This is a genomic window from Pedococcus sp. P2_E2, assembly GCF_056403955.1.
The window spans coordinates 112,280-137,310 of the sequence record NZ_JBFUEM010000002.1; the positions used below are offsets into that span (position 1 = coordinate 112,280).

General features: G+C 65.5%; 19 protein-coding genes and 1 pseudogene. 16 read left to right on the forward strand and 4 right to left on the reverse strand.

The genetic code is table 11. From position 1 onward, the window contains the following. Positions 1-52 precede the first annotated feature (52 nt). From AC1DWR_RS06075 to AC1DWR_RS06110, 8 genes and pseudogenes are all read left to right on the forward strand, one after another. A complete protein-coding gene (locus AC1DWR_RS06075) occupies positions 53-1,168 on the forward strand; it encodes a thiamine pyrophosphate-dependent enzyme (RefSeq protein ID WP_477623901.1) in 1,116 nt (371 codons plus the stop codon). Positions 1,169-1,176: 8 nt separating this feature from the next. Next, complete coding sequence (locus AC1DWR_RS06080; RefSeq protein ID WP_477623902.1) at positions 1,177-2,136, forward strand: alpha-ketoacid dehydrogenase subunit beta; 960 nt, start codon at positions 1,177-1,179, stop codon at positions 2,134-2,136. 40 nt (positions 2,137-2,176) lie between these two features. Further along, a complete protein-coding gene (locus AC1DWR_RS06085; protein ID WP_477623903.1) occupies positions 2,177-3,556 on the forward strand; it encodes a dihydrolipoamide acetyltransferase family protein in 1,380 nt (459 codons plus the stop codon). Then, positions 3,556-4,011 (forward strand): annotated as a pseudogene (locus AC1DWR_RS06090) (FAD-dependent oxidoreductase); the annotation flags it as partial. The gene AC1DWR_RS06085 and the pseudogene AC1DWR_RS06090, both read left to right, overlap by 1 nt. Positions 4,012-4,137: 126 nt before the next feature. After that, positions 4,138-5,313, forward strand: a complete 1,176-nt coding sequence (locus AC1DWR_RS06095; protein ID WP_477623904.1) for an acyl-CoA dehydrogenase family protein — start codon at positions 4,138-4,140, stop codon at positions 5,311-5,313. Positions 5,314-5,326: 13 nt separating this feature from the next. Next, on the forward strand, positions 5,327-6,085 hold the full coding sequence (locus tag AC1DWR_RS06100) for an SDR family NAD(P)-dependent oxidoreductase (RefSeq protein ID WP_477623905.1): 759 nt from the start codon (positions 5,327-5,329) through the stop codon (positions 6,083-6,085). A gap of 400 nt (positions 6,086-6,485) precedes the next feature. Next, positions 6,486-7,751, forward strand: a complete 1,266-nt coding sequence (locus AC1DWR_RS06105; RefSeq protein ID WP_477623906.1) for an MFS transporter — start codon at positions 6,486-6,488, stop codon at positions 7,749-7,751. Positions 7,752-7,798: 47 nt separating this feature from the next. Beyond that, a complete protein-coding gene (locus AC1DWR_RS06110; protein ID WP_477623907.1) occupies positions 7,799-8,065 on the forward strand; it encodes an aldehyde dehydrogenase family protein in 267 nt (88 codons plus the stop codon). A gap of 52 nt (positions 8,066-8,117) precedes the next feature. On the opposite strand, the gene acs is transcribed toward AC1DWR_RS06110, so the two are convergent. The 4 genes from acs to gabT all read right to left on the reverse strand — a co-directional run bounded on the left by acs (position 8,118) and on the right by gabT (position 13,754). Continuing rightward, positions 8,118-10,088: an acetate--CoA ligase gene (gene acs / locus AC1DWR_RS06115; protein ID WP_477623908.1), complete on the reverse strand. Its 1,971-nt coding sequence runs from the start codon at positions 10,086-10,088 to the stop codon at positions 8,118-8,120. A gap of 95 nt (positions 10,089-10,183) precedes the next feature. Next, the gene (locus tag AC1DWR_RS06120) at positions 10,184-10,771 is read right to left on the reverse strand and encodes an adenylate kinase (protein WP_477623909.1); all 588 of its coding nucleotides are present in this window, start codon (positions 10,769-10,771) and stop codon (positions 10,184-10,186) included. A gap of 148 nt (positions 10,772-10,919) precedes the next feature. Beyond that, entirely contained in the window at positions 10,920-12,383 is a 1,464-nt protein-coding gene (locus AC1DWR_RS06125; RefSeq protein ID WP_477623910.1) for an NAD-dependent succinate-semialdehyde dehydrogenase, read from the reverse strand. 30 nt (positions 12,384-12,413) lie between these two features. After that, positions 12,414-13,754: a 4-aminobutyrate--2-oxoglutarate transaminase gene (gene gabT / locus AC1DWR_RS06130; protein ID WP_477623911.1), complete on the reverse strand. Its 1,341-nt coding sequence runs from the start codon at positions 13,752-13,754 to the stop codon at positions 12,414-12,416. Between the two features lie 124 nt (positions 13,755-13,878). Between gabT and AC1DWR_RS06135 the strand changes: the two genes are divergently transcribed. The 8 genes from AC1DWR_RS06135 to AC1DWR_RS06170 all read left to right on the forward strand — a co-directional run bounded on the left by AC1DWR_RS06135 (position 13,879) and on the right by AC1DWR_RS06170 (position 24,972). Continuing rightward, a complete protein-coding gene (locus tag AC1DWR_RS06135) occupies positions 13,879-14,802 on the forward strand; it encodes a LysR family transcriptional regulator (protein WP_477623912.1) in 924 nt (307 codons plus the stop codon). Between the two features lie 212 nt (positions 14,803-15,014). Further along, complete coding sequence (locus AC1DWR_RS06140; RefSeq protein ID WP_477623913.1) at positions 15,015-16,370, forward strand: APC family permease; 1,356 nt, start codon at positions 15,015-15,017, stop codon at positions 16,368-16,370. 193 nt (positions 16,371-16,563) lie between these two features. Beyond that, positions 16,564-16,956 carry a N,N-dimethylformamidase alpha subunit family protein gene (locus AC1DWR_RS06145; RefSeq protein WP_057378300.1) on the forward strand — a complete coding sequence of 131 codons (393 nt, stop codon included), beginning with the start codon at positions 16,564-16,566 and terminating at the stop codon, positions 16,954-16,956. After that, positions 16,953-19,253, forward strand: coding sequence for a N,N-dimethylformamidase beta subunit family domain-containing protein (locus AC1DWR_RS06150; protein ID WP_477623914.1), 2,301 nt, complete (start codon positions 16,953-16,955; stop codon positions 19,251-19,253). The genes AC1DWR_RS06145 and AC1DWR_RS06150 overlap by 4 nt, the downstream gene beginning before the upstream one ends. 210 nt (positions 19,254-19,463) lie before the next feature. After that, a complete protein-coding gene (locus tag AC1DWR_RS06155) occupies positions 19,464-20,816 on the forward strand; it encodes an NAD-dependent succinate-semialdehyde dehydrogenase (RefSeq protein ID WP_477624229.1) in 1,353 nt (450 codons plus the stop codon). A gap of 14 nt (positions 20,817-20,830) precedes the next feature. Further along, positions 20,831-22,513 carry a biotin carboxylase gene (locus tag AC1DWR_RS06160; protein WP_477623915.1) on the forward strand — a complete coding sequence of 561 codons (1,683 nt, stop codon included), beginning with the start codon at positions 20,831-20,833 and terminating at the stop codon, positions 22,511-22,513. 100 nt (positions 22,514-22,613) lie between these two features. Continuing rightward, positions 22,614-23,762: a serine hydrolase domain-containing protein gene (locus tag AC1DWR_RS06165; RefSeq protein ID WP_477623916.1), complete on the forward strand. Its 1,149-nt coding sequence runs from the start codon at positions 22,614-22,616 to the stop codon at positions 23,760-23,762. Between the two features lie 139 nt (positions 23,763-23,901). Further along, on the forward strand, positions 23,902-24,972 hold the full coding sequence (locus AC1DWR_RS06170; protein ID WP_477623917.1) for a response regulator transcription factor: 1,071 nt from the start codon (positions 23,902-23,904) through the stop codon (positions 24,970-24,972). Positions 24,973-25,031: the final 59 nt, after the last annotated feature.

Sequence of the window (25,031 nt, forward strand, 5' to 3'; positions counted from 1 at the left end):
GTCCCCGATTGCGAAGGATTCTCATGGCCCATCGACGAAGGAGCCCAACACCGTGACGAACCAGCTGCCAGCCACCGGGCCGTGGTCGGTACTCGACAGCGCGGGCATTTTGCGAACCGACGACCGTGTGCCCACCGGCGAGGCCGCACTGAATCTGCGGGCGGCATACCGCGACATGGTGCTGGCGCGCCGCATCGACACCGAAGCGATCGCGCTACAACGCCAGGGCGAGCTCGGCCTGTGGCCCTCGATGCTCGGTCAGGAGGGCGCACAGGTTGGCGCCGGGTCCGCGCTGAGGCCCCAGGATGTAGTCTTCCCCACCTACCGCGAGCACGCCGTCGCATGGTGCTTTGGCGTCGACCCGGTGCAACTGCTGGGCTTGTTCCGCGGCACTACGATGGGCGGCTGGGACCCTCACGAGCGCAATTTCAACCTTTATTCGCTCGTGATCGGAGCCCAGACCCTACACGCGGTCGGATACGCCATGGGTATCATCCGCGACGGTGACGTGGGCACAGGCGACCCGACCCGTGACCGCGCGGTGCTGGTGTTCCTCGGCGACGGGGCGCTCAGCGAGGGTGAGACCAACGAGGCCTTCGTCTGGGCGGCCGCGCAGAACCTGCCCGTCGTGTTCTTCTGCCAGAACAACCAGTGGGCGATCTCAGCTCCCTTCTCGGTCCAGAGCCGGATCCCAGCCGCCGAGCGCTCCCGCGGCTTCGGCTTCCCCGGCGTCCGCGTCGACGGAAATGACGTAATCGCCTGCCACGCCGCCACCCATCAAGCGTTGGCCAACGCACGCGCCGGCAACGGTCCCACCCTGATCGAGGCCGTTACCTACCGCCGCAACCCGCACACTACCTCGGACGACGACCTGCGCTACCGCAGCGGATCGGAGAACGACGAATGGGCGTCTTGCGATCCGATCGATCGCCTCCGCACCCTGCTCACCTCAGGCGCGGCCCTGCAGCTCGACGAGTCCTTCATGGACGCCCTCACCCAGGAAGAGGAGCGCCTCGCCGATAGGCTGCGCACCGGATGTCGGGCACTCCCCGTCCCCGCACCCGGCGACCCCTTCGTGAACACCCTCGCCAGCATGCCGCGCGACCTCGCGCGGCAGATGGACGAGCACTTGGCCTTCGTGGCCACCGGAGAAGCGGAGCACGGATGAGCACGGCGATGGCCCATGCTCTGAACGCGAGCCTGCGTAATGCGTTGGAGGCGGACGACAAGGTTCTGCTGATCGGCGAGGACATCGGCCAGCTCGGCGGTGTCTTCCGTATCACCGACGGCCTCCAGAAGGACTTCGGCGAGGAGCGTGTCGTGACCTCCCCGTTGGGCGAGGCCGGCATCGTCGGCAGCGCGGTCGGCCTCGCCCTGGCTGGCTACCGGCCCGTGTGCGAGATCCAGTTCGACGGCTTCGTGTTTCCGGCGATGAACCAGATCATCACACAGTTGGCGAAATACCGTCACCGTTCCGAGGGTCGGGTCTCGCTCCCGGTCGTCATCCGCATCCCAGTCGGTGGCGGTATCGGAGCCATCGAGCACCACAGCGAGTCCCCGGAGGCCTATTTCGCCCACACTCCAGGCCTGCGGGTCCTGTGCCCGTCGAACTCCCATGACGCCTACGACATGCTCGGTCAGGCAATCCGGTCGGAGGATCCCGTGATCTTCCTCGAGCCGAAGCGTTCCTACTGGTCCAAGGCTGAGGTGGATCTCACCGCCGCCTCGTTCGACATGGACAAGGCGCGGATTGTCCGTGCCGGCAAGGACCTCACACTGGTGACCTACGGAGCCCTCGTGCCGATCGCTCTGAAGACCGCCGCCACCCTAGCGGAGGAAGGCCGTGAGATCGAGGTCATCGACCTGCGGTCCTTGTCGCCCATCGACGACGGCACGGTGGTCGAGTCGGTTCGCCGCACCGGCCGCCTGGTGATCGCCCACGAGGCTTCGCAGACCGGTGGCATTGGCGGAGAACTGGCAACGCGCATCCAGGCACAGGCGTTCTACGAGCTCGAGGCGCCAATCCTCCGGGTCACCGGGTACGACACCCCGTACCCGCCGAGCCGGCTCGAAGAGGACTGGCTGCCGAACGTCGACCGGCTCCTCGAAGCTTGCGACCGGAGCCTCACCTACTGACCCTCCCCGTGCCGCCCCTCGCCTCTCCCTGGAGCACACCGTGACCACGAGCACCGCCACGAACCTGCAGACGTTCCCACTGCCCGATGTCGGCGAAGGCCTCACCGAAGCCGATATCGTCGCCTGGCACGTCGCTGTCGGCGACACAGTTACCGTCAACCAGATCATCGTCGACATCGAGACCGCAAAGTCGGTCGTCGAGCTCCCCTCCCCTTACGCCGGCGAGGTGGTCGAGCTCGTCGCAAGTGTCGGGGAGACCGTGCAAGTGGGATCGGCGATCATTGCGATCCGCACGGCAGGGGGGGCTGACCGAATTGGACCCAAGCCGGAGGTCACTGCCGAGCCCTCGGCCGGGCGGGCCAAGGACGAGCCGAAGCTGCTGGTCGGGTATGGCGCAAAGGACTCGGGCAAAAGCCGGCGTCGCCGTGGCGAACCAGCTGCGTCGCCGGCAGACCACAGCGCAGCTAGGCCTGCCGCACCTGATCGCCTCGCCGCCACGGTTACCGCTGAGTCGCAGCGGTCACAGCCCAAGGCCAAACCTCCGGTGCGCAAGCTCGCCAAGGTCCTCGGGGTCGACCTAGCCGCCGTCGTTCCTACCGGCGCCGACGGGATCGTCGTTCGAGCTGACGTAATCGCCGCCTCCGAAACCGGATCTTCACCAATCCAGGCCGTGGTCGGATTGGGCGTAGCCGGTTCAGCGGTCACTACGACCGCAACAGAGACCCGCATCCCGATCAAGGGTGTGCGCAAGCACACTGCGGCGGCCATGGTGGCCTCTGCGTTCACTGCGCCTCACGTGACCGAGTTCGTCACCGTCGACCTGACCAAGACCCTCGAGCTTCGCGAGACGATCCAACGGCGTCGCGAGTTCCGCGACATCAAGCTCACGCCGCTGGCGTTCGTCGCATTCTCCTACCTCCGCGCCCTGGCCAGGGTCCCGATGGCCACGGCGCGTTGGGACGAAGCCGCCCAGGAGATCGTCGTCCCGGCCGGCATCAACCTTGGCATCGCCGCGGCGACTCCGCGAGGACTCATGGTGCCCAACATCCGGTCTGCCGACTCGATGGGCCTCTGCGAATTGGCCACTGCCATCAACGATCTGGCAGTAGCGGCGCGCGAGGGAAAGACGCCGCCCGAAGCGATGGCTGGCGGAAGCAGTACCATCACCAACGTCGGGGTGTTCGGCGTCGACACCGGAACACCAATTTTGAACCCCGGCGAGACCGCGATCCTAGCTGTCGGAGCCATCCGTCGACGGCCTTGGGTCGTCGAGGACGCCGACGGAGAGAGGATCGAGCCTCGCTCGATCCTCCAACTCGCCCTGTCTTTCGACCACCGCGTGCTCGATGGCGCCGAGGGTTCCCAGGTGCTCGCCGACACGGCAGCAGTCCTCGCCGAGCCAGGGCTGTCGGTGCTGTGATGACCAAACCCACCACGAGACACTCCACCGACACGACCGGCGCAGGTGAGAAGAACCGGTTCGGCATCGTGGTCATTGGCGCCGGACCCGGCGGCCACGTCGCCGCCATCCGGGCATCCCAGCTTGGCAAGACGGTGGCTCTCATCGAGGAGAAGTACTGGGGTGGCGTCTGCCTCAACGTCGGGTGTATCCCCTGCAAGGCCCTGCTGCGCAACGCCGAACTCGCCCACATTTACCGCCACCAGGCTTTCATCTTCGGCATCGGTGGAGACGTCACCTTCGAATACGGCATCGCCCATCAACGAAGCCGCGACGTCGCCGGTGGTCGGGCCAAAGGCGTCCACTTCCTGATGCGCAAGAACAGGATCACCGAAGTAGACGGACGCGCCACGTTCACCGGCCCGCATGAACTCCGGGTGACCACAGGGGACTCGGAGAGGGGGATCACCTTCGATCTGGCCGCGAGTCACTGCAGGAAGCCTTCCACGGAATCGAAGGTCACATGATCAATCTCTGAGTCGGGCCCGCACCCTGCACCACGAAACATCCAGCCCTTGCCGCCCGCTATCAGGAGGCCAACTATGCCTGCCCGTCGAACCTTTCGCTCACGTGAGCACGCGGACTTCGTGAAGCTGGTCCGCACCATCGCCACGAACGAGCTCGCCCCTCGCGCCGCCCAGGCCGAGGCCGACGAGGCATTCCCACGCGATGTGTTCCGGATGCTTGGCAAGACCGGGATCCTCGGCCTGCCGTACCCCGAAGAGGTCGGCGGCTCCGGCCTGCCATACGAGATCTACGTCCAGGTGCTGGAAGAGATCGGTTCCGTCTGGGCCTCAGTGGGCGTCGGGGTATCCGTTCACGCACTCTCGTGCTTCGGCCTCGTCACGCGGGGCACCGAGGAGCAGCAGCAGCGGTGGCTGCCCGACATGCTTGGTGGTGACCTCCTCGGCGCGTACAGTTTGTCCGAGACACACGCTGGCTCCGACCCCGCCGCCATGGCAGCCACCGCCCGCCTCGACGGCGACGACTACGTCCTCAACGGTTCGAAGGCCTGGGTAACCCACGGCGGTAGGGCCGACTTTTATAAGGTCATGGCCCGCACCAGCGGAATCCCCGGCGACAGCAGCGGGATCTCCTGCTTCCTCCTGCCGGCCGACACCCCGGGGCTGATCGCAGACGCACCCGAGAAGAAGATGGGTCTCACCGGATCCACCACCTCAGGGCTGCGCCTGGAGGGGGTCCGAGTCCCAGTTGAACGTCGCCTCGGCGCCGAGGGCGACGGTCTCACGATCGCCTTGGCCGGACTCGACGCCGGGCGCCTCGGCATCGCCGCGGTCGCCACCGGTCTTGCTCAACGAGCACTGGATGCCGCCCTCTCCTATGCCCAGCAGCGATACACCTTCGGGAAGCGGATCATCGACCACCAGGGGCTGAGCTTCATCATCGCCGACATGGAAGCGGGCACCGTCGCGGCGCGCGCGGCCCTTCACCATGCCGCCCGACTCAAGGACGCCGGACTCCCCTACAGCCGCGAAGCATCGATCGCCAAGCTCGTCGCCACCGACACCGCCATGAAGGTCACCACCGACGCGGTCCAGGTTCTCGGCGGCGCGGGCTACACCAAGGAGTTCTCCGTCGAGCGCTACATGCGCGAAGCCAAGGTGATGCAGATCTTCGAAGGTACCAACCAGATTCAGCGCTTGGTCATCGGCCGCCATCTCGACCGCGACAACAGCGGTCCCATCGTCACGATCTGAGAAAGGGGATCCCGTGGAGATTTGCGGAACAACCGCCGTCGTCACTGGTGCCGCGTCTGGCCTGGGCGCCGCGACAGCCGCTCACCTTGCGTCCAGAGGAGCTCACGTCGTCGGATTCGATCTTGCACCTCCCCTCCCCGAGGAGCGCTCCGGTGGAGGCTTCACCTTCGCGACTGTTGACGTGACCGACCCCGAAGTCATCTCGCGGGCACTCGGCGAGGCAACGGCAGACGCCCCACCGCTGCGCATCGTGGTGAACTGCGCCGGAGTCGCTCCCTCGGCACGAATCCTGTCCAGCCGAGGGCCGCACGATTTGGAACTGTACGCCAAGGTCGTGCAGATCAATCTCATTGGCACCTTCAACGTCATGACACTTGCGGCTGGACGAATCGCCGCCACTGCACCAACAGCTGATGGCCAGCGGGGCGTCATCATCAACACTGCCAGCATCGCCGGGTACGAGGGCCAAATCGGGCAGGCAGCCTATGCCTCATCCAAGGCCGGAATCATCGGGCTCACCATCGCCGCCGCCCGCGACCTCGCCCAACGTGGCATTCGGGTCAACACCATCGCGCCCGGTGTCATGGAAACGCCGATGCTCGCAACGGTCTCCGACGAATACCGCGACGCACTCGCCGCTGGCGTCACCTTTCCCCGTCGCCTGGGCCGCCCCGACGAGTACGCCCACCTGGCGGCCTTCCTCGTCGAACACGACTACATTAACGGTGAAGTCGTCCGCATAGACGGCGCACTGCGGATGGCACCGAAGTGACGCACCTGCGTGTTTGTGGTCGCAGCGGACACGATGGACGTCTCGTACGCCGGCTCGGTGCCGATGCTGTCACCCGGCGTGGTTGCGACCTGTCCGCGGCGGGGAGGAGCAAATTCTCGTTCGGGGTGGCCGAGGCGGTCGACACGGCGCTCATCGGAACCGAGGTCCAGGGTGTCGTCCGGCATTGTGTGGCGTACGTCGCACCCGCGGTGTCAGTGGTCCAGCACCCCCGCTGCACGGCCGCGTTGCCGTGGCTACCGGACCGTGCGGCAAAGCGCGAGCTGACGCCGCGGGTCGCGAAGGCGTTGACGATGGCAGACGTAGGCGAGGCACACGTTCGGCTCGAGGCCGGCGGGCTGCGCGCACGACTGCTACGGCGCCTGGACCGATTGGCGTTCACATGAGTTGGCCCGGTGACGCGCACCGCGACCAGGGTCAGGGCGGCGCCGGCGTACCGTCTCCAACGGCCGGCACCGGCACGATGCGCAGCGCGACCGGTGAACTGTTCGGTCTAATCCACTTCCCGGGAACCGTGGCGCTGGTGATGGTGCTCCCGCCAGTCATCTTGGGGCCGCTGGCCTTCGCGATCCGCGATGACTTCGCGTTGTCCCAGTCTGATATCGGAACCGCGTTCGCGGCATTCTTCCTCTCCTCCGCGCTCGTCTCTGGTCTGAGTGGTGCAGTAGTGCGGCGATTCGGGGCCCCCCCAGTGGTACGTTACGGCCTGTTTGGCACCGCCCTGGTGGCTGTTGGTCTCGCCATGAGCCAGTCACGGAATACCGTGTACGCGGCAACTCTGGCTGGCGGGACATTGAATGGCATCACGGCGGTTGCCATCAGTTTGACGATCATGTCGACGGTGACGCCGCGCCGAAGGGGGCTCGCCTTCGGGTTGCGGACGGCGGGACTGCCGAGTGCAGCCGCTCTCGCAGGACTCGGTGCCTACCTCGTCGCCGGTGACTACCTGGGTTGGCGCCACGTTCTGTGGGTGATCGCCGGTATCTCCATCGCTGCCGGCCTGTCGATTCGAGGGGCGTCGGTGGTCAGTGTCGAGCGCCTAGTCGAAGAGCCGTGGCAGCGACCGACCAGACCGGGCAGCCGAGGGACCCTTTGGCTGTTGGGCCTCGCCGGCCTGCTCGGATCATGCGGTGCAGCCGTAGTGACACCGTTCCTCGTCGAGGGCCTCATCGCGCAAGGGCAGTCGCCGGAGGTCGCGACAAGCGTGCTAGCGCTGGCCGGCTGGTTCGGGATCGTGTCACGCGTCCTCGTCGGTGCGATTTCCGACCGCATTCCGAATCCGCTGGTGCACTTGCGGTTGTCGGCGGCGCTCCAGGTCGTGCTCGCTGCGAGCATGGTCATGCTCGCACTAGGGCATGGCGCCTCCTTGCTCGTGGGGGCAACGCTGACGGCATTCGGCATCGGGCTCGCCTGGCCAGGTCTGTTGATGTTCGCAACCCTTGCGACGCACCAGTCACTCGCGGCGAGTGCTGCCGGCAAAATGCAGTTCGGCCAGCACTCAGGTGCAGTATTCGGCCCGCTAAGCTTCGGGTTCATCGCGGCGCACTACTCGTTTTCGACTGCTTGGATGATTGCAGCCACGGCTCTGATCGCAGCCTGCATTCTGATCACATTCATTGCTCGTTCACTGCGCGGCATCGCAGTTTGACCCGCGAGGGCACGGCTGGAACCCCGCCGCTATTCGGACAGCCCTCGGTGAAGCACCCGAGGCCACCCAGCCCGAACGCGACAGAGTTCGGGCTCGCGGGCTATGGGTTCACGGAGAACCTGGACAGGGCGCTCAACGTCGCTGATTCACTACAGACCGGCCTCGTCGGCATCAACCAAGGCGTGCCATCGAACGCGGCCGCGCCCTTCGGTGGGTTGAAGCAGTCCGGGATGGGGCGAGAGGGGAGCGGCGAAGGTTTGGAAGAGTACCAAGAGACGCGGTTGTACAACGTTGCACGCCGAGAGACTGCGTGAGGGAAGTGAGCCATATCGACGATAAAAGAGTGCCATTCGTCGAGGGAGTGGCCTAGTCCTCCTTGCCGGTGGACATGCCTTCCTTGATCAGGCCCATGACCGAGGAGTCGGCCAGCGTCGTGACGTCGCCGACCTCGCGGTTCTCGGCCACGTCGCGCAGCAGGCGGCGCATGATCTTCCCGGACCGCGTCTTGGGCAGCTCGGACACCACCATGATCGAGCGCGGCTTCGCGATCGGGCCGATCTCCTTGGCCACGTGGTTGCGCAGCTCCTGCACGGTCTCGTCGCCGTGGTCCTCGAACCCGCCACGCAGGATGACGAAGGCCACCACGGCCTGGCCGGTCGTCTCGTCGGTCGCGCCCACGACGGCGGCCTCGGCCACCGACGGGTGCGAGACGAGGGCCGACTCGATCTCGGCGGTGGACAGCCGGTGGCCCGACACGTTCATCACGTCGTCGACGCGGCCGAGCAGCCAGATGTTGCCCTTCTCGTCGTACTTCGCGCCGTCGCCGGCGAAGTAGTACTTGGGCCCGAACCGCGACCAGTAGGTCTCCTTGTAGCGCTCCTCGTCGCCCCAGATGCCGCGGAGCATGCCCGGCCACGGCTTGGTGAGGACGAGGTAGCCGACGGCCTCCGGGTCGTGCAGCGGGTTGCCTTCGTCGTCGAGGATCTCGGCGCTGATACCGGGGATCGGCCGCTGAGCCGAGCCGGGCTCGAGGTCGGTGACGCCGGGCAGCGGGCTGATCATGATGCCGCCGGTCTCGGTCTGCCACCAGGTGTCGACGATCGGGGCGCTGCCGCCACCGATGTTCTTGCGATACCAGAGCCACGCCTCGGGGTTGATCGGCTCACCGACCGAGCCGAGCAGCCGCAGCGACGACAGGTCGAACTTCGCAGGGATGTCGTCTCCCCACTTCATGAACGTGCGGATCGCCGTCGGCGCCGTGTAGAGGATCGTCACGCCGTACTTCTGCACGATCTCCCACCAGCGGCCCTGGTGCGGGGTGTCGGGCGTGCCCTCGTAGATGACCTGGGTGGCGCCGTTTGCGAGCGGCCCGTAGACGATGTAGGAGTGGCCGGTCACCCAGCCGATGTCGGCGGTGCACCAGTAGACGTCGGACTCCGGGTGCACGTCGTGGACGACCGAGTTCGTATAGGCCGCCTGCGTCAGGTAGCCCGCCGTCGTGTGGAAGATGCCCTTGGGCTTCCCGGTGGTCCCCGACGTATAGAGGATGAAGAGCGGGTGCTCGCTGTCGTGGGCGACCGCCTCGTGCTGGTCGCTCGCCGAGTCGACGAGGTCGTGCCACCAGACGTCGCGGTCGTCGTTCCAGTCCACCGGGTCCTTGGTGCGCTGCACGACCAGGACCTTCTCGACGGTCGTCTCGCCCTTGACGGCCGCGTCGACGGCCGCCTTGAGCGGGGCAGTCTTGCCGCGACGGAACTGGCCGTCGGCGGTGATGACGACCTTGGCCTCGGCGTCGGCGATGCGGGTGCGCAGGGCGTCCGCGGAGAAGCCCCCGAACACCACCGAGTGGGGCGCGCCGATCCGGGCGCAGGCGAGCATCGCGGCCACGGCCTCCGGGATCATCGGCAGGTAGATCGCCACCCGGTCACCCTTCGAGACCCCAAGGGACTCCAGCGCATTGGCGGCCTTTGCCACGTCACGCTGCAGGTCGGCATACGTGATCGTGCGGCTGTCGCCGCCCTCGCCCTCGAAGTGGATGGCGACGCGGTCGCCGTTGCCCGCCTCGACGTGACGGTCGACGCAGTTGTATGCCGCGTTGAGCTCACCGCCGACGTACCACTTGGCGAAGGGCGCCCCACTCCAGTCGAGGGTCTGGTCGAAGTCCTTGGCCCAGGTGAGGCGCTGGCGGGCCTGGTCGGCCCAGAAGCCCTCGAAGTCTGCGGCGGCCGCGTCGTAGAGGTCCGCCTGACCGTTGGCCTGCGCGGCGAACTCGGGGGTGGGGGACAGGTCCCGGACCTCGGTCTGGCTCGTGGACTGGCTCTCGGACGACTCGGACACGGTGATTCCTCCTTGGTTGGCATGCCGCGTTTGCTGCGAGACGCCGTCAATCGACAGCTGGATGGGCCGCAATACGATTCCGGACTCCTGCCCGGTCACGTGGTCGGAACTGTGTCTCGGTGGCGACCGGCTGCGAGAAGGCACCTGGCAGCTACATCGGCCACGTCCCCGCGACCATCGACGATCTTGAGGATGCCGCGAGCATGATAGATCTCCATAAGTGGCTCAGTCTGTTCGCGGAACACTTGCTGTCGGTGTGAGATCACGGCCTCCGTGTCGTCCACACGACCTTCAGACGAGGCACGCTCGAGCAGCCGTCGCACGAGTTCTCGCTCGGGCACACCCAGAACAATGGCCAAGTCCAACGTGTGGCCGCAGTCCTGGCAGAACCTGTCCAGTTCGTTGACCTGGGATGGCGTCCTCGGATAGCCATCAAGCAGCCAGCCGTGGCGTGCATCGTTCTGGGCCAAACGATCCCGAACCATGTCGTTAGTCACCCGGTCAGGCACGTAATCGTCCACATCGATGTACCGCTTGGCCTCTCGTCCCAGGCCCGTGAGCGCCGCGACGTTGGCACGGAAGATGTCACCGGTAGAGATGGCGGGGACGCCGAGTCGCTCCGCGAGTCGGACTGCCTGGGTGCCCTTGCCTGCTCCGGGGGGTCCCATCAGAAGGATTCTCATGGCATACCCACCCAGTCAACACAACCCTCGTCATTACCAATGGGTGACCGATGCCACGATCTTGCCCGCCCACCAGATCGACGCAGTTGCGGGTCTCTGGGGCCGAAGTTGTTGCTGCTGGCTGGACATTCAGCTGTCGCCTGACTTGTCATGCGATCCCCACGTAGGTCGTCTCGAGGTACTCCGAGATGCCGTCGAACCCGCCCTCTCGCCCGAACCCTGAGGCCTTCATCCCGCCGAAGGGCGCGGCGGCGTTGGACACGATGCCCTGGTTGACGCCGACCATTCCGAACTCCAGGCGCTCGGCGAGCCGCAGGACTCTGGACAGGTCACGGGTGAAGACGTAGGCAGCGAGACCGTACTGGGTGTCGTTGGCTCGCGCGATGGCCTCGTCCTCGGTGTCGAAGGTGGCGATCGGCGCGACAGGTCCGAAGATCTCCTCGCGCAGGAGCCGGGCATCGGGCGGGACATCGGTGAGGACGGTGGGTGCGTAGAAGTAGCCCTTCTCCCCAAGAGGTTTGCCTCCACAAGCGATTCGGGCGCCACGCAGGACCGCCTCATCCACAAGCTCTTCGACCTTCGCCTGGGCCGACGCATCGATCAGTGGCCCGACGTCGACGCCGGGCTCGGTGCCGCGTCCGATGGACAGCTGCTCCATCCGCGCCGTGAGTCGGGCGGCGAACTCGTCGGCCACACCTGACTGCACGAGGAACCGGTTGGCTGCCGTGCACGCCTCGCCCATATTGCGCATCTTGGCGAGCATCGCGCCGTCCACTGCCGCGTCGAGGTCGGCATCGTCGAACACGACGAACGGCGCGTTGCCGCCCAGCTCCATGGAGACCCGCAGCAGCTGGGTGGCGGACTGCTCGACCAGCTTTCGACCGACGGGCGTCGACCCGGTGAAGGTGAGCTTGCGGGTGCGCGGGTCCCGGACGAGCGGCTCCACCACCTGCACGGTCCGGGTCGTCGTGATGACGTTGAGCACCCCTGCCGGCAGACCGACCTCGTCGAGAAGCGCGGCCAGGGCGAGCATCGTTAGAGGTGTCTGCGTCGCCGGCTTGACCACCATGGTGCACCCGGCGGCGATGGCTGGCCCGATCTTTCGGGTACCCATCGCCAGCGGGAAGTTCCACGGCGTGATCATCAGGGTGGGCCCGACCGGCTTCTTCAGAGTGAGCAGTCGGGTGGCTCCGTTGGGTGCAGTCATCCACCGTCCGGAAATACGTACGGCTTCCTCGGAGAACCACCGGAAGAACTCGGCGCCGTATGCCACCTCGCTACGTGCGTCGGCGAGGGGTTTGCCCATCTCGAGGCTGATCAGGGTTGCGAAGTCCTCGGCTCGTTCGGTGAGGAGCTCGTATGCCGCGCGCAGCAACTCGGCGCGTTCGCGCGGTGCTGTGGCGGCCCAGCTCGCCTGAGCCGCGGAGGCGGCGGAGAGCGCGTCGCCTCCGTCGGTCACGGTGGCGTCGGCGACGGTAGCGAAGGCCACGCCGGTAGAGGGGTCTTGCACCTGCACACGAGCGCCATCGGAGGCCTCACGCCAGGTGCCGTTGATGAACAGGCCGGTCTGGATCGAGGCGACGAGCGTGTTCTGGGCCGACGTCAGTATCACTGGGTGAATCTCCTTGTCCTGCAGTGGTTGTCAGGCGTGGGCTGCGAAGGCCTGCTCGAGGATGTCGAGTCCTTCGTGTAGCAGCTCGTCGGAGATGGCCAGTGGCGGCAGGAAGCGGAGCACGTTGCCGTAGGTCCCTGCCGTCAGGGTGACCAGCCCCTGCTGGTGACAAGAGGCGTTGATGCGTGCGGTGAGACCGGGGTTGGGGGTGACGTCGCCACCCCCGGTGACGAGCTCGACGGCCAGCATGGCGCCGCGGCCGCGGATCTCCCCGACGACGTCGAACTTGTCGGCGAGCTGACGGAGCCGTTCCGTGAACAGCGCCTCGACCTGGCGGGCCCGTCCGCACAGGTCCTCTGCCTCCATGGTCTCGATGGCGCCGAGCGCCGCGGCGCATGCCACGGGGTTGCCTCCGTAGGTGCCGCCGAGGCCGCCCGCGTGCACGGCGTCCATGATCTCCGCTCGCCCGGTGACCGCGGCCAGGGGCAGACCACCGGCAATGCCCTTGGCCGTGGTGATGAGGTCCGGGACCACACCTTCGTGGTCGCAGGCGAACCAGTCACCGGTGCGGCAGAAGCCGGTCTGGATCTCGTCGGCGATGAACACGATGCCGTGCTCGCGGCACCAGTCGGCCACTCGGCGCAGCCAGCCGTCGGGGGGCACGATGAAGCCGCCCTCCCCCTGGATCGGCTCGATGATGACGGCCGCGACGTTGTCCTCGCCGACCTGGGCGTGCACCTGCGAGGTGAAGGCGTCGAAGGCCTCGTCCGCCACCCGCGTGCGGTCACCCGCCCAGCGGTATGGATAGGCCATCGGGACCCGGTAGACCTCGGAGGCGAACGGCCCAAACCCCTGCTTGTAGGGCATGTTCTTCGCGGTCAGGGCCATGGTGAGGTTCGTGCGACCGTGGTAGGCGTGGTCGAAGGCCACGACCGCTGTACGGCCGGTAAACACCCGCGCGATCTTCACGGCGTTCTCGACGGCCTCGGCACCGGAGTTGAACAGCGCCGAGCGCTTCTCGTGCGCCCCCGGCGTCAGGCCAGCGAGCTTCTCGCAGACCGCGAGGTACTCCTCGTATGGCGTCACCATGAAGCAGGTGTGGGTGAACTCCTCCACCTGCTTCTGGACGCGGTCCACGACCCGCGGCGCCGAGCTCCCCACGGTGGTCACGGCGATGCCGGAGCCGAAGTCGATGAGGTGGTTTCCGTCGACGTCGACGAGCACCCCCCCGGCCGCCCGCTCGATGTAGACCGGCAGACCCGTGCCCACCCCAGCGGCCACAGTCGCCACCTTCCGCGCCTGCAACGCCTGGGACCGCGGACCGGGGATGGCCGTGACGAGGCGACGACGCTGCTCGACGACTGCGGACATGGAATCTCCTTGGGGGACAGGCGAAGGCCCGAGGCATGACGGGTGGTCGCCTTCCAGCCTCAGCCCCGCATGCCATGCTGTCCAATACCTATTGGGCCTTAGTCCGATGCCTTGGAGGCATGTCATGGAGATTCGCACCCTGCGATACCTCGTCGCCGTGGCCGACAACGGATCGGTGACGGCGGCCGCCGCCGCTGTGCACGTCACCCAGCCCTCGTTGTCGCGCCAGCTGCGCCAGCTGGAGCGTCAGCTGGGGGTCGACCTCTTCCTACGTGATGAGGGTCGGCTGCGGCTGAGCGCCGCCGGTGTGGAGTTCCTCCCTGTCGCCCGGTCGCTCGTCGCCCAGGCCGACACAGCACTCGACATCGCGGCGGCGATAGCCGCCGGTCGACTGCAGCAGGTCACGATCGCTGCGCCGGGCACCACCCTCACCGACGTCGTGGCTCCCTTCCTCGCCACCCTGGAGGCGGATGACCCGATGCCCGCCGTGCTGGAGGAGGTACCGGGGTCGGTCTACACGACCCTCACCCTGGGGGCAGACCTGGCGATCGGAACGACACCGCCCCCACCGCAGTTCGCCGGAATGGCCCTCGCCGACCTGCCCGTGTGGGCCTACGTCCCGCCAACCCACGACTGGGCTGGTCGCGGCAAGGTCCCTCTCGCAGAGCTGGTCGAGCGCCCCCTCCTGACCCAGAACCGCGACTACCACCCGCGTCGCGCCCTCGACAGCGCGATGGCGACGGCACACCTCGGCTACACGCAGCTCCACGAGTTTGGCTCTCCGGAAGTAGCGCAGGCGGTTGCCGCCGCAGGCCGCGGGGTCGCGGTGGTCTCGGACGACCCGCGCTTCGGCCTGCAACCGCTTGGGATCGATGGCCCCACCGGCCCGTTGGGGATCAGCCTGTATGCCGCGTGGCACCCTGACCACCACGGTGCGGCGACCATCGAGCTGCTGGCCGAGCGACTGGCCGCCTTCTGCGTGACCCGCTACGGCGAACAGGTGACGCCACCAAGGCGCGGCGCGCAGCGGCAGACACCTGCCCCCTGACCGCTCAGAACGCCTTCCTTCGACGCACCATCCGTACAAGTACGTATTGATGGCGCCTTGGACACCGCCGACACTCGGAAACCAAGGCACTCCAGCCCTAGGTACTCGTCCCATTGTTGGCACGAACGGCTGCAGACATCGAGCCCCCCTGGCTCCGAAAGGTACACGCCATGACTGAGCGAACTGATGCGAAAGTGGTCGCAGGAGAGCATATGGACACTGAGAACGCGAGGCTGAATGAGTTGGGCTACAAGCCCGAACTCTCCCGATCTCTCAGCCTGGCCGATGTGGTCATCTACGGCCTCATCTACATGGTGCCGATTGCGCCGATCTCGGTCTTCGGTGTCGTCTACAACCTCTCGGTGGGGGCAGCTGGTGCGGTGTACCTCATTACCGCCCTGGTCATGACATTCAGCGCCCTCAGCTACCGGGAGATGGCACTGCAGTTCCCTGTTGCCGGCTCGGTGTACTCCTACGTCCGCCTGGGCACCTCGACCTTCGTCGGCTTCATTTCAGGGTGGGCGATACTCCTGGACTATCTGCTGCTCCCTGCATTGCTCTGCGTCTTTGCCTCCCTCGCCATGGCCTCCCTGGTCACCTTCGTGCCTGGCTGGGTGTGGGTGATCCTGTTCGTTGCGGCAACGGCGCTCATCAACATTTTGGGTGTCTCAGTGACGGCGCGGATGAACAAGATCTTCCTGTGCATTCAGCTTGCTGTTCTCACTGTCTTCGTCGGATGGGCGATCGTGCTCATCGCCTCCGGCGACGCGCATCTTTCGCTCGACGTTCTCATTCCCTCCTCGAATTCCTCTTGGGCTCTGGTGGCGTCGGCGGTCCCAATCGCGGCTTTGAGCTTCGTCGGTTTCGATGCGATTTCGACGCTGAACGAGGAGGCTGAGCACGGGGGAGCCACCGTGGCACGCGCCACGATCTTGGTGATGTGGTGTGTCGGCGTGCTGTTCGTTCTTCAAGTCTGCCTGGCCGCCGTGCTCGTTCCCACCGGCACCACCTTCGCTGAAGGCGATGACACCAACAATGCCTTCTACGACATCGTGAGCCATTCCATGTCGTCGTGGTTCGGCACCGTCGTGCTCCTGACCAACGCCCTCATCGCCCTTTTTGCCAACGCGATCGCGTCCAACGCCACTTCGTCACGCCTCGTGTTCAGCATGGCCAGGGATGGCCAACTGCCCCGGTTTCTCTCGCGAGTCAGCGACCGCATGGTGCCGAGGAACGCGATGCTCTTTATTGCGGTGCTGTCGGTCGGAGTCGGCGTGCTGGGCGTCGAGCAGGCTGGCCTGTTGATCACCCTGGTCACGTTTGGCGCCCTGACGGCCTACATCCTGTTGAACGTTGCGGTGGTTAATCACTTCGTCATTCGGGGAAAGAGCCGCCGCTTCTTCCTACACGTGATCTCCCCGGTTGTGGGAACCGCGATCCTGCTCTTCGCCCTCTGGAGTGCAAATCCGCACGCGAAGATCTTGGGCATCAGCTGGGTCGTCGTCGGGCTCGGAGTGGCCGCGTACTTGAAGGCCTCTGGTCGTTCCATGCAGCAATCGGACCTCTGACGCGACTCCAGTCGGCCATCGTGCGAACTCAAGAGATCCCCTTGTGCCACGTGCTCCGCACCGTCATCCCTGGCCAGTACCTCGTGACGGGGCAGGCGACCGCATCGAAGCTGCTGAACCCGACAAGCGAGTCGTCGGTCGGGTTTGACCCTCACGCAACATCTGACCGTCAGCTGATCACAGGAGAGAACCAATGACGCGTACGGCGGCAGACAGAGTCGCAGAACTGCTCGAGGTCTTCACCCAGCGAAGCCTGACGCGCCTCCGCGCCGAGTTCACCGAGGAAGTCGTTGCGCAACATGACGCCGACCCACTCTGGATCTTGCAGGACGGCGCCAACCGAGTGCTGAGGATATTGCGTAGTCAACCGATCCAGGGCAAGCACCTCATCTACGCAAATGGTCCTGACGGGCCTTGGTCCCTCGGCCTGGTAACGCACGGAGTTCCCGGGAACCTGGTACTCCAGCCCGGTACGTACCAGGACTACGAGGACGCGATGAGGGCTGTCTTCCACGAGCGAAGGGCGAAGTACCTCGAGGCCAACGCCGTTCCTGCAGAGACCCAAAGAATTGGAACAGGATCATGAACTCGCCAATCAGCAACAGCCAGAAGGTGTTCGGCTACACCGATCGCTTGTCGGCCCGGCCCGGTGAGCAGATCCAGCTCCACGTCAGCTGTGAGGACGCCGACACGTACGTCGCAAGCGTCGTCCGGCTACACCACGGTTTCGACGGTTCCTCAGGCCCGGGGTTCCAAGAATCGCATGTCCCTACAGCGGTCGAAGGTACCTATCCAGGACAGCGATACGTCTGCCGGCCAGGATCCTTCGTTGAGGTTTCCGACCCAGCCGGAGCCCTCAAGGATCCGGCAGGCTTCCAAATACGTGCAGCCGTCTTCCCCACGCTGCCGCGTGACGATCGTGCGGGGAGTCTGGGCGCCTATCGGGTCAGCCACAGTTCCGTCGCGTTTCGCGGCGAGCATCAGACTGTGTTGGGCACATGGGACGCCGAAACGACGACGGGTTGGGCCCTCACCATCGAAGAGGGTCGACCCACGTTCATGTGGAGTGAGTGGGGACAGCCCTGCACCCTTCAGCTCGACACCGCCCTCATTGCACATCATTGGTACGAACTCGTTGTCGACGTACCGCCCAATGGCGGAGATGTGACCCTGCACTGCACGCCCTTGAAGCATGCGTCGGATCTGGTCGCACCAGCCTCAGCACGACTCGCATCGGAGTCCGCGACCTTGCAGACGACGAGCGCATGGGTCGCCTCCCAGATGCCTTTCCGCATCGGCGCGCTTGCTGCTCGTGCGGACACGCGGCTCGTCGCTGCATCAGCCTTCAACGGAAAGATCGGAGGCGTCACGATTCGACGGCAGGACGGCGGTGGCAACCGTACGGTGGCCAGATGGCACTTCGGTCGAAGCGACCGTGACGATGGTCTGCTGCTCTCCACTGTCGTAGACGAGTCACCCAACGGCCTAACCGCCCACTGTGTGAATGGACCAGTGCGTGGCGTGACCGGGCCTACATTCCAGGGTCAAGTGGAGGATTTTCGCCTTGCCCCGGACCAGTTCGATGCCATCCACTTTCACGACGACGACATCTCGGACGCCGAATGGCCCGTTGCCCTGACATTCGACATCCCAGAGGACATGCCCAGCGGGGTGTACGCGTTCCGCCTGAAGGCAGACGACAGGGACCATCATGTGCCGTTCTTCGTGGGACCTGGCCAACGCTCGCGCGACGTGGCCGTCCTGTTTCCCACGGGGTCATACCTCGCATACGCGAACGACCGAATCGCCTTTGAGGCCGACGGCATGGAGATGCTGCTCGGACACACACCGATCGTTCACTCCGAAGACCTGGTCATGCAAGACCACCCAGAGTTCGGGCGCTCCTGCTACGAGATCCATAACGACGGTTCCGGCGTCATATTCAGCACTGCACACCGCCCACTCATCACCATGCAGCCCCGGTATCGCGCGTCTTTCATGAGCGAAGGACCGTGGGGCCTCCCCGCCGACCTATGCCTCACCCACTGGTTGGAGGAGGTCGGCTGTGAGTTCGACGCACTCACCGATGAAACCCTGGACCTCGAGGGCTATGACCTCATCTCGAAGTATCGCGTTGTCATCACGGGCAGTCACCCGGAGTACATGACCCGAGCTGAGCTCGATGCGCTGGCGGAGTACACCGCGGCCGGCGGCCGCCTGATGTACCTCGGCGGCAACGGGTTCTACGCCACGGCGTCGTTTGACCCCGATAACCGACATGTACTCGAGGTCCGTCGCGCCGACGGAGGCACGCGACCGCACCAAACCCCGTTCGCGGAGCGGCGCCACACGACCTCAGGCGAGTCCGCCGGCCTTTGGCGCAACAAGGGAAAGGCGCCGGAGCGGCTGGTTGGAGTCGGGATGTCCGCCCAGGGTTTCGATCGCTGTACTTACTATCAGCGACTCGAAGACAGCTTCGACGCGCGTGCTGCCTTCATCTTCGAAGGGATCGGAGCCGAGGAACTCCTCGGAGACTTCGGCATCATCGGCGGAGGCGCGGCGGGATCCGAGATCGACTTCTACAACCCGAGCCTCGGATCGCCTCCGGACACCCTCGTGCTGGCCACATCCGGACCGCTGTCAGACGCCTACCTCCTAGTCACCGAGGAGCTGTTCGAGCAACTCCCAGGTCTGGGAGGAACAGAGCAACCCTCGGTCCGCTCTGACGTCGTCTACGCGGCCCTCGACGGTGGCGGAGGCATCTTTTCGGTCGGTTCAATCGCGTGGACTGGATCGCTCTCATACAACGGATACGACAACAACATCGCCCGTTTGACCTCGAACGTGTTGACGCGATTCAGAGACCCGGAACCACTCAAGTAGGCCTGAGAAGGATGCCCCGTCCGGTCAAGGCGGTCGGATCCCGCTCCAGATAACACAGGTATCTCCATGGTCTGCCGGGGCGCAGCTAACGACAGTGCCCATGCCGAACACGACGGCAGAGCCCTGACCGGGTGGGATTTTCCCGCCGGCCGCTCGACGCGCGATCACAACCAACACGAAGGAGGCAATGCCATGGAGGAGTATGCGGTCATCGATGACTATGCCGTCATTGACCCAGCGACCGGCGAGCGGCTGCGAACGTTCCCGCAGGCATCGCAGGCCGAGATGGATGCCGCACTGGACCAAGCCGCATCGGCGTGTGTGACCTGGGGCCGGACGACGATGGCAACAGACCGCGCTGCACTGCTCCGGCGAGTGGGAGAGCTCCATGGTGAACGGCGTGAACACCTCGCATCCGTCATCGGGCGTGAGATGGGAAAGCCGCTGGATCAAGGGCTCGTGGAGGTCGACTTTTGCCGCGAGATATACGAGTTCTACGCTGACAACGCGGCGGGGTTCCTCGCGGACGAGCAGGTGCCGCTCCTGCAAGGAAGTGGCACGGCCGTCATCCGTCGCAGCCCGGTGGGCGCATTGCTCGGCATCATGCCGTGGAACTTTCCCTACTACCAGGTGGCCCGGTTCGCTGCACCCAACCTCGCTATCGGCAACACCATCGTGCTCAAGCACGCGCCGCAGTGTCCGGAGTCGGCTGCGGCGCTGCAAGAGATCTTCGCCGACGCCGGGTTCCCTGATGGGGCCTACGTCGCTGTCAATGCCACCGTGAACCAGGTCGCAGAGATGATCGCCGACCCCCGCATTGCCGGGGTGTCGCTGACCGGGTCCGAGCGGGCTGGATCAGCGGTCGCTGAGATCGCTGGGCGCAACCTCAAGAAGGTAGTGCTTGAGTTGGGGGGCTCTGACCCTTTCGTGCTGCTCAGTACCGACGACCTCGAGGCCGTGGTGTCGGCAGCCGTGGCGGCTCGCATGGACAACGCCGGTCAGGTCTGCAATGCACCAAAGCGCTTCATCGTCGCCGAGGAGCTCTACGAGCCGTTCCTCGATCGGTTCACGACGTCGATGCTTGCGGCGGCCGACGGCGGAGCCCCAATGTCTTCGCTGCGGGCCGCCGAAGGACTGCAAGGACAGGTCGACCGCGCCGTGGCGCAAGGAGCCACCCTGCACACCGTGGGGCAGCGCTCGGGGGCGTTCTTCCCACCCGCCGTGCTGACCGGCGTCGCTCCGGACCAGGACGTGTTTGCCCAAGAACTATTCGGCCCAGTCGCGATGGTCTTCCGGGTCTCCTCGGAGGCGGAGGCAGTCGCCTTGGCCAACGACACTCCATACGGCTTGGGAGCCTACGTGTTCACGACTGACCCCGAGCAGGCCGAGCGCGTGGCGGACCAGATCGACGCCGGAATGGTCTTCGTCAACGGCGTCATGCTCGACGCAGCAGAGCTTCCCTTCGGTGGCGTGAAGCGCTCCGGTTTCGGCCGAGAGCTTGGCCATTTCGGCATAGACGAATTCGTCAACAAAAAGCTCATCCGCACCCAGGCCAACCGTTGACCGAAGGGGACAGCATGACCACCCAACCCGCAGGTGCTGGAAAAGCAAACCGAAAGGCAAGTGCGACCACGAAAAGGGCCACCAAGCCTCGGGCTCGTCGGGCGGCGTCTGCGCCGGTTGCCGTTCCAGTGGCTCTCCCCATCGGCCCCGAACCCGTGGCGACCATGGCGACCGACGCGGCGTTCGGGCCGGCGGCGCTTGCCGAGAGTTCTCGGCGGCCGCTTAGGAACATGTCCGAGGTGCGCCACTTCTTCCGTACCAACGATGTGCCGATCTACTTCGTGGGTGCGACTCCTTTCAACCTGTTGGGGCTCGACCGCTGGGTGCGCAACTTCACCTACATCGCCTACTACGACGCGTGGGACGGCGCGCATCCGCGAGTGTTCACGCCTGGAAATAGGCCGTTCGTCGACTTCGAGAGCGGCGAGCACATAAACAACTGGCTGCTGGAGAACTCGGAGGTACGGGCCTTCATTGCCAGCCGGGCCAGACTCGGGGTCCGTCCCAAGATCGCGATGGTGTTCTTCGATGACGAGACCGAACGCATCTGCGATGAGCTCGGCTACGACCTGATCCTGCCGAAGGCCGAGCTGCGGACGCACTTGGACTCCAAGCTCGTCACTACTCGCCTCGGCAACGAGGTGGGAGTGCCGAGCGTGCCCAACGTGGTGGCGATGGTCGAGGACTTCGACGGCCTCATGAAGGCAGCCGAGGACGCGGGACTTGGGACCGACCTGGTCGTCCAGACGGCATACGGCGACTCGGGCAAAACGACGTTCTTCATCGCCTCCGAGGCGGACTGGAGGAAGCACAGCAAGGACGTCGTGGGCAACGAGGTCAAGGTCATGAAGCGAATCAACAACCGCCCGGTGGCGGTGGAAGCGGTGCTGACCAAGTGCGGCACCGTGGTAGGTCCGTTCATGTCCGAACTGACCGGTCACACGAAGCTCACCCCGTACCGGGGTGGATGGTGCGGCAACGAGATGTTTCCCGAGGTGCTTACCGGAGACCTGCGCGCACGCGCCTCTGCACTGGTACGCCGGCTGGGTGAGCGGCTCGGCGCGGAGGGCTACCGCGGCTTCTTTGAGGTCGATGTTCTGATCGATGTCGACACCGATGAGGTCTACCTCGGTGAGATCAACCCGCGCATCAGCGGCGCGTCCTCGATCACCAACGTCACTGCCGGTGCGTATGCAGACGTCCCGCTCTTCCTGTTCCATCTGTTGGAGTACCTCGATATCGACTTCGACCTCGATGTCGAGGAGATCAACGGACGCTGGCAGGAGCTCGCGACAGTCGATCTTTGGTCGCAGATGATCATCAAGGAGACGGGGCCGGGAGTGGAGCGGATCGACACCGCGGCACCCACCGGGGCGTACAGCGTCGATGGTGCCGGTGCGCTCGTGTACCGGCGGGCTGCCCTCGACTGGCATCAGCTGCAGAACGAGTCCGAAGCGTTCTTCCTGCGGATCTATGGTCCGGGCGACTACAGATGGAAGGGCGCCGACCTCGGTGTTGTGGTCACCAAGGGAAGGCTGCAGACCCAAGTGCCGGGGAGGGCGGGGAGCCTGACGATTCGGGCCAAGCACCTCATCGACTCCATCCGAGCCCACTACACCGGCACCCCGGTGATGCCACCCCAGATCCAGCAGCCAGCAGTCGAAGATACCCAGTGGAGCGCCGTTGCTCAGAGCTAGGCTCAGCCGAGATCAGGATGACGCACGTAGAGCCCTCAATAGGGGAAGGGCTGAAAATGCGGTGGTACTAGGGGAGAAGGCAAGCCGTCCACCAGGAGCTGTGACCCTGGACAACTGGCAGGTCGCTCCGCAGCTGCACTGGTCGTTCCAGCACATCGAGGACCTGTTCCCGACCGCCATCATCGCCCGTGGCACCGACCCCTCGGCCGAGCTACCTCCTAGGCGCTCGGCCGTCGGCGACCTCGCGGTCCCCCAGCCCGACGGGTCCACCCTGACTGTGGCCGAGACCATGGCGGCCACCAACACCAACGGGTGGATGGTTTGCCGATACGGACGGATAATCGCCGAGCATTACCCCGGAGGGATGGACCCCAACACGCGGCACCTGCTCATGTCCGTCAGCAAGTCCCTGGTCGGTGTCGTGGCCGGCGCGCTGGTCGCGGGCGGTACGCTCGATCCCCTTCGACCGCTCACCTCGTACGTGCCGGAGCTGGCATCAAGCGGCTACTCCGGCGCCGTCGTACGCCACCTGCTCGACATGCGATCGGGCATCCACTTCTCCGAGGACTACCTCGACCCACAGGCCGAGGTGCGCGTCCTGGAACAGGCAATCGGCTGGGCTCCCCGCCAACATCCCCTAGTCCCTCACACGATGTACGACTTCCTCGTGACGCTGCAGCAGAAGGCAGCCCACGGCGGACCCTTTGAATACCGCAGTTGCGAGACAGACGTCCTCGGTTGGGTCTGCGAGGTGGCCTCCGGACTCCGGATGCCCGAGCTGATGTCGCAACTGCTCTGGTCGCGGCTCGGGGCCGAGAACGACGCCGCAATCGCCGTGGACTCGACCGGCTCCGGCATGTATGACGGGGGCATCTGCGCAACGCTTCGCGACCTCACCCGGTTCGGCAGCATGCTGGCACAAGGAGGGACCTCGCTCTCTGGCAACCAGATACTGCCCGCTTCTTGGATCGAGGAGACCTTCCGGGGCGAGCCCGACTCCCGCGCCGCCTTCGCCACAAGTCCAACCCAGACGCTGATGCCGGGCGGTATGTACCGCAACCAGTTCTGGCTTCCCTACGCCGACCGCGACGTGCTCCTGTGCCTCGGCATTCACGGACAGATGATCTACGTCAACCCGACCACGGGTGTCGTCGCCGCGAAATTGTCCAGCTGGGCCGAGCCTCAGAACGCTTGGAAACTCTTCGCGACGCTGCGCGCCTTCGACGAAATATCGCGGCAACTGGTCTGACGCCGGACGGATCCCACGTATGCAGAGGCGCGCACGGACTTCCTCGAACGCCGCGGGGTGGGTGAAGTCATCAGTTGGCCCCTTCGCGTCGGGGCAGCGGTACACTGAAGCACTCGAATGGGGCCAAGAAGGGCGTCGCATGATGGACATCGTCCCCCCAGACGCCCAAGGCGCCGCCTTCACTGTCGGCGAGACGCAAGTCCTGCTCGACTGCGCCTATGCCGCGGGGTCGGGCCGCGCCAAAGAGGCGGCGGTCGAGATCCTGGACCAGTTGCAGAGAGTCGTCCACCAGGACGCAGGCGCGCTCCTGGCCTGGGACCCCGTGACGGGCAAGCACATGGTGCTCGGCAGCTCAGCCTACGACGAAGCAACTCTGGTCGGGCTGGGCGAGCGGTACGTGCAGACTGAGCCTCATCGGAGGATGCTCGAACAGCATCGACCGCTACGGATCAGTGATCTGCCCTATGACTACAGGCAAACGGAGCTCTTTCAGGAGGTTCTCCGTCCGGCGGGTTTTGCAGACGGAATGACCTCGTGCCTCTTTGCTGTGGACGGCGCTTATGCGGGGATGTTGCATATGTCCGCAGGGTCACGGACTGCCTTCGCGTCGAGGCATGTGCAGATGATCTCGGCGCTCACCTCAAGCCTGGGACAGCTCTGCAACCTGCGGCGTCTCAGGCCGGCCCCGCTTCTCGCCGGCGAGTTCGCGCGTGCCAGCCTGCTCGACCACACTGGTAAGGCGAGGTGTGTCGATGAGTACGAACCGGCAAGCTGCGTCGAGGACCCCGACTTCATCAGGTTCGCGGAGCGCCTGCAAAGCTATCCATCGCATGCCGTGTCGGGGGTCTGGCCCTCATATCCAAGTTGGCTCGCGCTCACAATCGAACACGTACAGGACCCGCTCTTCGAAGGCCACCCCGCACTTCTGGTCATCGAGTCGCCGTGGCAGGCGCCGTATGGACTCTCCGCGCGTGAGCTCGACGTTCTGAATGGAATGGCTCAAGGGGCGTCCAACCAACGCATTGCATCCGAGCGCTCCATCTCAGTACGCACTGTCACCACTCACGTCGAGCGCATCCTCGTGAAGCTCGGACAAGAGTCGCGTGCAGGAGCGGCCGCCAAGGCAACTCGCGAAGGATTCCTGCGTCTCGACCTAATGGCGACGCTTCCGGTGTCGCGGGAGCCGGGGCTCCTCGGCGGCCAAGCCTGATCCCGGACCGGTGTGAGAGGAGGGGAGTGGCGCAACGTAGGAGTTTCAGGTGCGGCTAG